This window comes from Janthinobacterium saanense (assembly GCF_014200675.1).
In the GTDB taxonomy this organism is placed as follows: Bacteria; Pseudomonadota; Gammaproteobacteria; order Burkholderiales; family Burkholderiaceae_D; genus Janthinobacterium.
The window spans coordinates 515,745-527,946 of sequence record NZ_JACHCI010000001.1; the positions used below are offsets into that span (position 1 = coordinate 515,745).

Consider the following 12,202-nt stretch of genomic DNA (forward strand, 5'->3'; position numbering starts at 1 on the left):
CTGTTGCGGTAGCGTGGCCGTCCTTGTGCGTATGGCGTAGATTACAGACTGATTGGCCTGCCTCATCTGATCCAGGTGGCGACGATGGCGAAATCAGAAGACACCGGCCAGTCCTTTACGGACATGCTCAATTTTCGTAACGAATACGACATCCGGATTGTCGAATACCGCCCAGACCACCCCGCAAACCCGAGCCAGTTTTGGACTCCATGGCCTCCCTTCGAGAGCGCATGCAAGGAATTTCGTGTCCCATAACGCACTTCCGCTCATGCCAGCTGCGTTTGGGAGGGCGATAAGCTGCCCATCAGTAGCTCTAGTTGCGGCTATAGGGTAATGGACGGCAACGTGCACAGAAGGATCAAAGTTTGATGCCGATATTTGCACATTGTCCTTGAGAGCCTGTGACAGCATCGGTTTTCCTCGAATGGTCATATGATTGAAATGAGATTCGATCAACTGGTGGCGTTGTCTCGGATCATTGCGCTCCGCACGGTATCCGGGAAAACCGTACCAAAACAGTAGTTCTTCGTCTACTGGAGAGTAACAGTTGTCGACAAATGAAATAGGTAAGATTTTCTTCGCTGGAGGAAGAAATTTTTTATCCGGATAAATTGGTAGAGCCGCTGCATCAATCGGCCACGCTGCCATTGCCGGAGTACCGAAGGCCGCGTTGTATTCTGCACCGTCTTCCGGAAGGTGAGCAAGGCGCCCTCCAGAAGGGACATTGCTAATCACATGCTCTGCCGTAAGAATCCAGGTTAGTTCTGGGCCTGCTAGGTATGTACCCGACCCCCATGCCGTCCCTGAACCAGGTTGCTCGCTCATACTGAGCGGTGTCGCAAATTGTTGAACGTATTCGCTCATTTCCTCTGTGACTCTTGCGCAGTGCTTCTCCCACTCGGCCACGGTAACCATGTTGTTCCCCTTTATTTTTAATTGGACACCAGATGATGCCACTCAGGCATAGCGTAGCGAGCAAGCAACACCAAAAAAGAGTGAAAACGCGAAATCATTGAATGCGCTCTTCGGATTACCTAAAGCTCAGACATTCCCCGTTTTGGTGGCGCGAAAATGCTCAGTTTGTAATAAATCAGGCATGGCGTTCGAATGAAGAGAAGAGCGACCTGAACGACGGCATGACCGTAGCCATGAATACCTAAATTTTATTATTTGTACGGCTGCTCCTGGCCGATTACCGACCTTTACCGATTCCCACCACTTTTGCAAGCTGTGCGTGACCAGATCAGTCGCAGCCATTTTCTGACCAGTACTTAATGCGCGTGACAAAAACGTCCGTGGCTGCATTGCCCGTGCTGCGTCTGGCTTACGTATCCGGGCAGTCCCGGCTAGTCCGGGAAACGCTGATTGAGCGCCAGCGCCTCATCCAGATTTGCAATCAGCAATTCCACATATTGCGGGTCCAGGTGGCTGCCGCTGACTTCGCGCAGGTAGCTGACGACTCTTTCCAAGGGCCAGGCTTCCTTGTAGCAACGTTTGTGCATCAGCGCGTCGAACACGTCGGCGACGGCGGCGATGCGCGCGTATTTGTGGATGTGCTCGCCAGACAGCCCTTGCGGGTAGCCGCTGCCGTCGAATTTTTCATGGTGCTGGTGGGCGATCACGGCCGCTGCCTTCAACAGCGGGCGCTGCGAGCCGTCGAGGATGGACATGCCTACCGTTGGGTGCTGCTTCATGATTTCCCATTCGGCCGCGTCGAGCTTGCCCGGTTTCAGCAGCACCGCATCGGGCGTGGAAATCTTGCCGATGTCATGCATGGGCGCCGCGTGGCGCAGCACCATGGTTTCTTCCTCGGACATGCCGGACGCCTGGGCCAGCAGCTGGCACACTTCGGCCATGCGGCGCACGTGGTTGCCGCCTTCGTGGGAACGCGATTCGACCACGTCGCCCAGGCGCAAGATCAGTTCGGCCTGGGTATCGGTGATTTCCTGGGTCAGCAAAATGTTGTCGAAGGCAATCGCCACGCCAGAGCAAAATACTTCCAGCAACTGTGCATCGAGTTCCGAGATTTCTTCCACGCCCTTGAGCACCAGCAAAGATGCCTTGCCGCTGCTGTTAGGAAAGTAGCCGACATAGGTGTCGCCATGCAGGCGCGAGATTTTATTGCTTTTCGCATCGTCCAGTTGCGACAGCAGGGCAGGGCTGAGGATGCCGCCGTCCGCTTCATGGTCGCCGATCTGAGCGAGGATTTCATAGTCCTGTTCGCCGGATATCGCACTGGCGCCGCGCAGGCGCAGCAGCATGCTTGTTTCCAGGCGCAGCAGGGCCACCACTTGCTGCAGCAGGCCGCTGGCGAAGTCGCGCAGGTTGCGTTGCTTGAAGATATGGGCGGAAGCGGCGATGACGCGCTCCAGGCCTTCGCGGTAATTGAGCTGGGCCAGGCGCGCTTCCTCGACCTTCATGATGTCGCGGTAGGCGCGCAGGGCGGCAAAGGTGGTGGTAAACAGCTTGGTGCGGTCGAGCTCGGTTTTTTCCTTGTAATCGTTAATGTCGTAATTGACGATCACGCGTTCCTCTGGCGCCTGGCCGGGCTGGCCCGTGCGCAGCACGATGCGCGTAAAGCGGTTACCCAGTTCTTCGCGCATCCAGCGCGCCACTTCCAGGCCGCTGTCTTCGCGCTCCATCACCACGTCCAGGAACACCAGCGCAATATCGCTTTCGCGCGCCAGCACCTGCTTGGCTTCGGCGCCGCTGTAGGCGTGCAGGAAGCTGAGGGCGCGGCCTTCCAGGCGGAAGCGGCTCAGTGTCAGCTCGGTGATGTCATGGATGTCGGGTTCGTCATCGACGAGCAAGACTTTCCAGGGAGGTAACTTGGGCGATGCTGAAGACAAAAATGACATGAGGGCGAGTTCCGCTAAAAGGCATAACTGACGCAATGCAAGACGCCACGCGCCAGGAATTCCTGTGCGCCACTACCGGCGTTGCGCGTTTTTCGGGCGCATTTTGTCGATTGTAGACTGACAGCTAAGTATTAACAACAAGCAATAATGATTGTCGTATTTCATGTGGCGACCGTATCAAAAATGCTAAATCGCTAGCATATTTAGTTTATCGCTTAGGCAACTATATTTTCAAGACAATACTTTGTTTTAATCAATATTGCCAACGAAACTGTAAAAAAAGGCGCGTGGAGGGATGATGTAGCCTCCGCAAAAAGATCGTAACAAGGTATGAATTTTGCAAAAAACCGTGGGTGATGCGTTTATAGTGAAGCGTAGCTGAAAGAACAGACGTGGCCTGCAAGCCATCGAATTGCTTGAAAGGGATCATCATGAACAAGAAGTTGACGCGCGCCCTGTTCGCGGGCATGGTCTTGCTGGCCAGTAGCGCTGCCTGGGCCGAGACACAGGTGAAGTATGACAAGCCTGATGAATTCACAGACCTGCCTTTTGATCAAACCAAGCGTGACAGCGTACTGAAAGACTTGACTGCCCATTTTGAAAAACTGGGACAGAGCCTGCCGTCCGGGCAAAACCTGCAGATCAATGTCACCGATATCGATCTGGCTGGCCGTGAAGAGCCTCGCTTGCGCGGCATCAGCGATTTGCGCATCATGAATGGCCGCGTCGACTGGCCACGCATGCGTTTGCATTATGTGCTGTCGCAGCAAGATGGCAAGGTGATCAGCAGCAGCGATGCGGCCCTGTCCGACATGTCATACCTGAGCCGCATCAACCGTTATGCCAACGATGATCCTTTGCGCTATGAAAAGCTGATGCTCGATGACTGGTTCGCCAGCACCTTCGGTGTCAAGGTGGAGCTAACGAGGTAAGCCTCACGCTGCTTCAGCAGCCAGGTCGTGCTTGCCACGCTGTGTTAATCGACCCAGTTCACTTGTGGAAACTTGCCGCCGAAATCTTCCGGCATGGGGACGACCTGACTGAGCTTGTAGTTGAAAAACACGAAGCCGGACTTGGCCATGGCGATCAAGGAATTGTCGCGTGGGCGCGTGATGCGGAAAGTAATGTCGCCGCCATATTTATTGAAGTCCATGACGCCCACTTCGAACAGCAACTGGTCGCGCGCATGGGCTTCGGCGCGATAGGTGGTGGCCAGGTCGGTGACGATGATGCCGGTGCCGTCCGCTTCGATGTCGCGCACGCCGAATTCAAACAGGAAACGCGCGCGGGCCTCGGAAATCATGGAAATCATGGAATCATTGCCGAGATGGTTGCCGGCGTTGATATCCGTCGTGCGTACAGTCAATTGCGAGGAATAGCAGTATTGGTCTTCGGGAAATTCAAGTTTCAAACGGGCCATAGTATTCTCTTGAGCTGGGGCGCAGAGCGCGGCTAAAAAGTTAATTCTAGCCGGTTCCACGCATTCCATCGAAAAATACCCCCAGCGTGTGCCATTTACTTGCGCACAATACGGTACACACTGCCCGTGCCGCTCAGCATATACAGCTCGTTTTGCGCATCCTGGCCAAAAGACACGATATTGCCCACATTCGTGATGCCCCAGTCCGTCACGGCCGAGGCGGTGCCATTGCTGTAGCTAAAGCTTTTCAGCCAGCCGCTGCAGTAATCGGAATACAGGTATTGCCCCGCCAGTTCCGGCAAGGCCGTGCCGCGGTACACATAGCCGCCCGTGATCGAGCAGCCGCCTGCGCTGTCATGGCCGTAGGTAATCGCGGGCAAGACCAGTCCTGCCTGGTTACACGTACTGCTGTTGTAGCACACATTGCCTTCCATGATATTCCAGCCATAGTTGTTGCCGGCCTGGCTGGCCGGGCTGACATCGACCTCTTCCACCCTGGCTTGCCCCACATCGGCGATATACAGTCGCTGGGCCAGCACGTCGAAGGCGTAGCGCCATGGATTGCGCAAGCCGTAGGCCCAGATTTCGCCGCGCTGTCCAGTCGATCCGGCGAAAGGGTTGCCAGTTGGAATGGTGTAAGGCTGGGCTACGCTGCTATTGTTGACATCGAGGCGCAGCAGTTTTCCTAACAGCACATTGGTATTTTGCGCATTGCCGGGCGGATCGCCGCCGCTGCCGCCATCGCCCGTGCCCGCATACAGATAGCCGTCGGGCCCAAAGCTGAGCAGGCCGCCGTAGTGGTTGTTGAAACTGGGGTGGGCAATGGTCAGTATGGTCAGTACGGACAGGGGATCGGCCAGGCTGGCGTTGCCGGCCGACACCTGCCGCCGCTCGATGACGATATCGCCGGCCAGATTCGTGTAATAGATGAAGAAATAGCCATTGCTGGCGTACTGCGGGTGAAACGCCATCGACAGCAATCCCCGTTCGCCATCATTGGTGGTCAACGCACTGATGTCGAGGAAGGGCGCAGGCAGCAGATTGCCGCTGTCGATGATGCGGATGCGGCCCGGTCGTTCGACGATGAACTGGCGGCTGTCACCGGGTGGCGCCGTGAGGAAGACGGGCGTACTCAAGCCGCTGGCGACCGCTTGCAGGGCGAGGGCCAGCGGTGTGGGCGTGGGTGGCGTGCCTGGAGGGTGGTCGTGATGGCCGCCACCGCAGGCGGCCAGCAAGCCGATGCAGCATGCCAGTAGCAGGCAACGCCATGTTTGCGGCATCAGGGGAAATCGCTTGCACATATCAGTCTCCTGCAGGAAGGACGCAGTAGCATCCAGAATGCGCTTCCTTTTCTTGACGGGATTGAGCTATCGCAAGCGAACCCGCGCAGCATCGGACAACTGCGCCGCGTTTTCAGACAATCGCGGCGCCAGCGCCTGCGCAGGACGGGCTGGGGGCCGATAATGGCGGCTTTCGAAACCAAGCAGGAGTTGTGCATGAAAACCAAAGCAGCCGTGGCATGGAAGGCGGGCGCGCCCCTGACCATCGAAGAAGTGGACCTGGCCGGCCCGCGTGCAGGCGAAGTGCTGGTCGAGCTGAAAGCCACCGGCATTTGCCATACCGATTACTACACCTTGTCGGGCGCCGACCCGGAAGGGCTGTTCCCTGCCATCCTGGGCCATGAAGGCGCGGGCGTGGTGGTCGATGTCGGGCCGGGCGTGACGACCCTGAAAAAGGATGACCACGTTATTCCGCTGTACACGCCGGAATGCCGCCAGTGCAAATTCTGCCTGTCGCAGAAAACCAATCTCTGCCAGGCGATCCGCTCCACGCAGGGACGTGGCCTGATGCCGGACGCCAGCAGCCGCTTTTCGCTGGACGGCAAGCCGCTGTTCCACTACATGGGCACCTCGACCTTTTCCAACTACATCGTGGTGCCGGAAATTGCTTTGGCGAAAATCCGCTCCGACGCGCCTTTCGATAAAGTCTGCTACATCGGTTGCGGCGTGACCACGGGCGTGGGCGCCGTGCTGTTTTCGGCCAAGGTCGAGGCGGGCGCCAATGTGGCCGTGTTCGGCCTGGGCGGCATCGGCCTGAACGTGATCCAGGCGGCCAGGATGGTCGGCGCCGATAAAATCATCGGCATCGACATCAACCCGGCGCGCCAGGCCATCGCCCGCAAGTTCGGCATGACGCATTTCATCAATCCGAACGAAGTGGAAAATGTCGTCGATGCCATCGTGCAACTGACCGATGGCGGCGCCGATTACTCGTTCGAATGCGTGGGCAATACCACCCTGATGCGCCAGGCGCTCGAGTGCACGCACAAGGGCTGGGGCAAATCGTTCATCATCGGCGTGGCGGCAGCGGGCCAGGAAATTTCCACGCGGCCATTCCAGCTGGTCACGGGCCGCGAATGGCGGGGCTCGGCTTTTGGCGGCGCGCGCGGACGCACCGATGTGCCGAAGATCGTCGACTGGTATATGGAAGGCAAGCTCAATATCGACGATTTGATCACGCACCGCTTGCCGCTGGAACGCATCAATGAAGGTTTTGACTTGATGAAGAGCGGCGAATCGATACGCTCGGTGGTGCTGTACTAGTTCTTTCTGTACTCACTGCGCAACACTTGTGCGCTGATGCGGGGCGGTGTGCTGTACTTCGGCCGCCGCCCCTGCTAGTGTCACTATATGGTTTTCATATTGTGAACGTTGCCGCAGGAGTCTACGATGTTTGCCACTGCCTATCTTGCCACCTTGCGCCGCATGCTGCCCATCTTCGCGGCCGCTGCTGCCGGTTCCCTGATCGCCTTCTGGTTCAGCGGCGCCGCCATCCTGGCCACGCCTGCCATCTGGCTGGCGCTGCTGGCCACTTTCCTGCTGTCGGCGCTGATGTTTACGCCGCTGGCCTTGCATCGGCGGCAACTGGCGACGCGCCAGGTCCGTGGTAAAAAGTTACGCTAAGCCCCTTATTCACGCCTGGTACTGGAAAAGCGTTCGCGGTAATCGCGTGGGGTGATGCCCAGTTTCTTGTGGAATAGCCGGCGCAAGCGCTCTTCGCTATGCAAGCCTGTCTGGGCCGCGACCTGTTTCAGCGACGTGACGTTATCTTCGAGCAGGCGGCGCGCTACTTCAAAGCGCGCCGTTTCGATGAATTCCGTGGGGCTGGTGCTGGTTTCGCGCTGGAATACGCGCGTAAAATTGCGCTCGCTCATGGCCAGCCTGGCCGCCAGCAGCGGTATCGTCAACGGCTGGGCCAGATGTTCCATGATCCAGCCCTGCAACTGGCGCATGCCTGGATGCGTCGTCATCTGGCTGGCCAGGTGCACGGAAAATTGCGACTGGCCGCCCGGCCGTTTCAGATACACCACCAGGTCGCGCGCCACTTCCAGCGCGATGTCGCGGCTGAAATGTTCTTCCACCAGCGCCAGGGCCAGGTCGATGCCGGCCGTCACGCCAGCCGAGGTCCACAAGTTTCCTTCGCGCACGAAAATCGCATCGGCATTCACGTTGATTCTTGGGTAGCGCTGGCGCAGGCTGTCCACCGCGCTCCAGTGCGTGGCGGCGCTCTTGCCGTCCAGAATGCCAGCCTCGGCCAGGAAGAAGCAGCCCGTGCACAAGGCCGCCAGGGTCGATATGCGGGGCGCCGCTTCGGCCACCCAGGTGGCGATGGCCGGCAGCTCTTGTAATACTTCTTCCACGTTGTGGCAGCCGACGATCACGGCCAGGTCGGGCAGGCGTGTGCTGTCGAGCGCTTTGCTGGCGTGCAAGGACATCAAGGTATCGGACTCGACAGGCCCAACGCTGGTCGAGGCGATTTGCACGTCATAGCCACCAGGCAACTGGCGCAGGCGCAAATGGGTGTTGGCGTAGTCAAACACCTTCATGGCGCCTATCGCTTCGAGCGCCTTGAAGCCGGGATAAACGATGATGTCGACGCTGCGCAGTGGGGTGTCAGTGGAGGTTTGCTTGATCATGCGATATGCGCGAGGGTGAAAAATACTGCCATAATGCAACAACAGTGCTGCCGTAGATTAGCATGGAATAATCCACAGGCTGGCTGTCCCCCCACTCATCAGATTTCCCGATACCGTGCGCATATACACTTTTCTTGCCAGCTTGTGCCTCATGCTGTGGGCCGGCCTGGCCCAGGCTGCCACACTCAACTTCAATGGCGCCGATGTGAACGGCTGCAGCCGCAGCGGCACGCAATACACTTGCGCGTCCTTGTCGCTGGCCGATACCGACGCCATCGTGATTGCCAGCGGCGCGGCTGTCACCGTCAACAGTGCATTGACGATCACCTATAACCAGGGCTTGACGATGAGTGGCAGCGCCGCCCTGACGGTGAAGGGCAACTTCGACATGACGAATGTCAATCCCAATAACCTGAGGATCACGGGCGGCAGTCTGGCGGCGCCGGGCAACACCTTCAGCATGGGCGCACAGGCGCAGACCATCAGCGCGAATATTTCTGCAGCCAGCATCAGCATGGGCTCGAACAATGTCAATGTGACGGGCAGCATTAGCGCTACGGGCCAGGTGAGTATTGCTTCCGGTTCCACCATCAATGGACCGATCAGCGGCGACACCGTCAATATCCTGGCGGCCAATAGCCAGATCACGGGCGATATCACGGCCGCGACTGCCATCACCGTCGGTTCCGGCAGCCAGGTCAAGGGCAATCTGACCGCGCCCACCGTCAGCCTGCAGGCGTCCAGCCTGTCCGTCACGGGCAATGTGAAGGCCTTGAAGTCCTTGACGATAGAATCGGGCAACAACATCAAGGGCAATGTGGAGGGCGGCAACGTGACCCTCAACGATTCGAACGCCTACATCACCGGCAATGCCCTGGTCGACCATATCACCCTGGGCTGGCAGGGCCGGGTGCAGCAAACCATCACTTGCAAAGCCTATACGCCAGCCAATCCCTGCAGTTGCGTGACCAATAACAGCGGCTATGCCTATACCGATCCATTGGGGCCGAAATGTAGCGCGCCCACTCCCGCTGGCCCCGATCACTTCCAGATCACCCATCCACCTACCGCGCTGAGCTGCTCGCCGGCGCCCGTCACGGTGACGGCGTGCGCCGATGCCGCTTGCAGCACCGTCTACACGGGCGCGGCGCAAGTGACCCTGACGCCCGGCGGCGCCACGGCGCAAATCAATGCCAGCACGCCAGCCACCGGCATCGCCACCTCCAGCGTGTCACAGACCACGCCCGCCAGCAATGTTTTAATTGGCTTGAGCAGTACGCCGACCACCACCGGCGCGCTGGTGTGCAAGAGCAGCGTCGACAACAGCACGACGAATTGCAGGATGGCTTTTGTCAGCAGCGCGCTGCAGCTCAGTGGCGCGCCCCGTTATGCGGAACAGGATGCAGCGATCAGCATCAGCGCCTTGCAGGCATCGTCGTCGAATCCCCGTGCCTGCGTGCCCCTGTTTGCCGGACAAAACAAGACCATCACGCTGAAATGCAGTTATGCCGACCCATCGTCTGGCACCTTGCCTGCGCGCATCAAGGATGCGAATGGCAATCCTGTCGCGCTCGGTGTTAATGCCGGCAGCGCCTGCAGCGCGGCCGGTGCGCCTGTCAGCCTGAGCTTCGATTCAAATGGACTCGCGACGCCATTGATGACCTATGCCGACGTGGGCACGCTGGGCCTGAGCGCCACCTATGCTTCCACCAGCGGCAGCGACAGCGGCTTGACGATGACGGGCAGCGGCAATGTCATCGTCGCGCCGAAAAGTTTTTCCTTCAGCGCGATTACCACGCCGCAGCGCGCTGGCGTGGCCGTCACGCCTGTGTCGCCAGCAACGGCCATCAATGTGTCGGCCCTGAATGCCCTGGGCAAGGTGACGCCGAATTTCGGCCGCGAATCGGTCACGCAAACGGTGGGCCTGGATCGTCTGTTTGTGGCGCCAGTTTTTTCGGGCAACAATAATCCTGCCGTCGTGGGTAGTGTGCTTTTTGCAGGCAACGGCGTGGGCACGGCCACCGGCATGAGCTGGCCGGAAACGGGCACCATCCAGTTCACGGCCACTTTAGCTACTTACCAGAGCGCAGCCTTGCCAGCCACGGGCAATAGCGCCAGCGTGCAGTTTGTTCCGCATCATTTCATCACGGAAACGGTCGGTACGCCGCCCATGGCATGCTTATCGTCCTTGAACTGCGCCGGCTCGCCAGCGGCTTTTGTGTATTCCGGCCAGCCCTTCAATTTGCGCGTGACGGCGCAAAATGTCGGCAATGCCACCACCATCAATTTCGACGGGCGCGACAGCAGCTTGAGCGCCAAGGTCAATCTGCAGGGCTACGATGCGGCCAGCGGCACGACGGCTTTTCCACCAAGTAACCCCAGTGGCAGCCGCTTGACCGATGGCAGCGCCGCACAAAATACGGTGACCGGCATCGCGCCGGCCAGCTTTACTGCGGGCGTTGCCAACACCCCAATCGCCTACCGTTTCCCGGGTGCTTATGCCGTGCCGGCAGGCGCCACAGCGCTGGCGCCGCCCACGGGCGTGCTGTTCCGTGCCACCACCACCTATGCGAATGGCATGGGAGTCAGTTCCTCATCAGTCTCGGCCCCTGCCTTTCCCTCGGGCGGGGGCGGCACGGAAGCCAAGCTGACGGTGCTGACGGGCCGCATCATGGTGCCCAATAGCTATGGTTCGGAGCGCTTGCCGATGCGCCTGCCGGTGCAGGTGCAATACTGGGATGGCGGCTGGAAAACCACTACCTCCGACAGCGTCAGCAGTTTTACGCAGACGGGCGTGATCCTGGTCAATTGCAGCAAAGGTTTGGCTTCCGGCGGCAATAGCTGCAATGGTGCGGCAAAAGCAGCGCAGGGCACGTACACCGTCAGCACGGGCGTCTTGCCGCAGCCAAACGGGCAACTGGTGTTGCTGGCGCCTGGCCTGGCGGGCAGCGTCGATGTGTCGGTGGGCGCCTTTCCTTATCTGCCCAGCACCATCGGGCGCGCCGTTTTTGGCGTCTACAAATCGGGTCCGGTGATTTATCTGAGGGAGATGTATTGACAAGCCATCAAGGTAAAGGAGGGGTCGACGCAGACTCGGAAAAAACGCAGTAAGATGCTTTCCGCGCTACACGTACTTCTTCTAACCTGAACTGATTGGACACCCTATGAGCACAACTTCGCAGTGGATCGACGTCGCCAGCCCGAATGGCAGCTTCCAGGCTTACCTGGCCGTGCCGCATATCGGCAAAGGCCCCGGCATCATCCTGTTGCAGGAAATTTTTGGTGTCAACGAGCACATCCGTGCCGTGGCTGACCAGTACGCCGCCGATGGCTACGTGGTGCTGGTGCCTGACCTGTTCTGGCGCGAAGGCGCACACATCGAGCTGGGCTATGACGAAGCGGGCTGGAAACGCGCCGTCGAACTGATGCAGGCTACCGACAACGAGCACGCGCTGGAAGACATCACCGCCACCGTCGCCGCCCTGCGCGCGCGCCCTGAAGTGGAAGGCAAGATCGCCTCCATCGGCTATTGCTTCGGCGGCCGTCTGTCTTACCGCACGGCTGCTGCCGGCCTGGTCGATGCAGCGATTGCCTACTATGGCGGCGGCATCCAGAACCAGCTGGGCCTGGCCGACCAGATCAAGGTGCCGCTGCTGATGCATTTCGGCGGTCAGGACAGCCATATCCCGCCGGAAGCCGTGCAACAGATCGCCCAGCGCTTTGAAGACCGTGAAGAAGTGGAAATCCACATCTATCCGGGCGCCGAGCATGGTTTCAACTGCACCCACCGCTCCAGCTATCACCAGCGCGCAGCCACCCAGGCGCATGGCAATTCGCTGATTTTCCTGTCGGAAAATCTGTAATAGATTGTTGAAAAAGCGGACAGCAAGCGCTGCCCCTTGAGCAGCAAAACCGCACGGGCGCTACAATAGCGCCTGTGCCGGGTCT

At 58.9% G+C, this 12,202-nt stretch carries 10 protein-coding genes; 5 read left to right on the forward strand and 5 right to left on the reverse strand.

Annotated elements, in window-relative coordinates:
- Positions 1 to 93: 93 nt before the first annotated feature.
- Positions 94 to 915, reverse strand: a complete 822-nt coding sequence (locus HDE72_RS02380; RefSeq protein WP_183737109.1) for a hypothetical protein — start codon at positions 913 to 915, stop codon at positions 94 to 96.
- 431 nt (positions 916 to 1,346) lie between these two features.
- Positions 1,347 to 2,858 (reverse strand): response regulator, encoded by a 1,512-nt coding sequence (locus HDE72_RS02385; RefSeq protein WP_183737110.1) that lies wholly within the window; start codon positions 2,856 to 2,858, stop codon positions 1,347 to 1,349.
- A 431-nt stretch (positions 2,859 to 3,289) separates the two neighbouring features.
- On the opposite strand from HDE72_RS02385, the gene HDE72_RS02390 reads away from it, so the two are divergent.
- Entirely contained in the window at positions 3,290 to 3,790 is a 501-nt protein-coding gene (locus HDE72_RS02390) for a DUF3016 domain-containing protein (protein ID WP_183737111.1), read from the forward strand.
- Between the two features lie 44 nt (positions 3,791 to 3,834).
- Here HDE72_RS02390 and HDE72_RS02395 read toward each other — a convergent pair whose 3' ends face one another.
- The gene (locus HDE72_RS02395) at positions 3,835 to 4,278 is read right to left on the reverse strand and encodes a thioesterase family protein (RefSeq protein ID WP_183737112.1); all 444 of its coding nucleotides are present in this window, start codon (positions 4,276 to 4,278) and stop codon (positions 3,835 to 3,837) included.
- 95 nt (positions 4,279 to 4,373) lie between these two features.
- Positions 4,374 to 5,579 (reverse strand): PQQ-dependent sugar dehydrogenase, encoded by a 1,206-nt coding sequence (locus HDE72_RS02400; protein WP_183737113.1) that lies wholly within the window; start codon positions 5,577 to 5,579, stop codon positions 4,374 to 4,376.
- A 195-nt stretch (positions 5,580 to 5,774) separates the two neighbouring features.
- On the opposite strand from HDE72_RS02400, the gene HDE72_RS02405 reads away from it, so the two are divergent.
- Together HDE72_RS02405 and HDE72_RS02410 are read left to right on the forward strand one after the other, a co-directional pair.
- Positions 5,775 to 6,881: an S-(hydroxymethyl)glutathione dehydrogenase/class III alcohol dehydrogenase gene (locus HDE72_RS02405; RefSeq protein WP_183737114.1), complete on the forward strand. Its 1,107-nt coding sequence runs from the start codon at positions 5,775 to 5,777 to the stop codon at positions 6,879 to 6,881.
- Positions 6,882 to 7,007: 126 nt separating this feature from the next.
- Entirely contained in the window at positions 7,008 to 7,241 is a 234-nt protein-coding gene (locus HDE72_RS02410; RefSeq protein ID WP_183737115.1) for a hypothetical protein, read from the forward strand.
- A 5-nt stretch (positions 7,242 to 7,246) separates the two neighbouring features.
- Here the strand turns inward: HDE72_RS02410 and HDE72_RS02415 are convergent, their stop codons facing one another.
- Positions 7,247 to 8,254, reverse strand: coding sequence for a GlxA family transcriptional regulator (locus tag HDE72_RS02415; protein ID WP_183737116.1), 1,008 nt, complete (start codon positions 8,252 to 8,254; stop codon positions 7,247 to 7,249).
- Positions 8,255 to 8,405: 151 nt separating this feature from the next.
- Between HDE72_RS02415 and HDE72_RS02420 the strand changes: the two genes are divergently transcribed.
- Positions 8,406 to 11,312, forward strand: a complete 2,907-nt coding sequence (locus HDE72_RS02420) for a DUF6701 domain-containing protein (RefSeq protein ID WP_183737117.1) — start codon at positions 8,406 to 8,408, stop codon at positions 11,310 to 11,312.
- A 106-nt stretch (positions 11,313 to 11,418) separates the two neighbouring features.
- Complete coding sequence (locus tag HDE72_RS02425) at positions 11,419 to 12,117, forward strand: dienelactone hydrolase family protein (RefSeq protein WP_183737118.1); 699 nt, start codon at positions 11,419 to 11,421, stop codon at positions 12,115 to 12,117.
- Positions 12,118 to 12,202 lie beyond the last annotated feature (85 nt).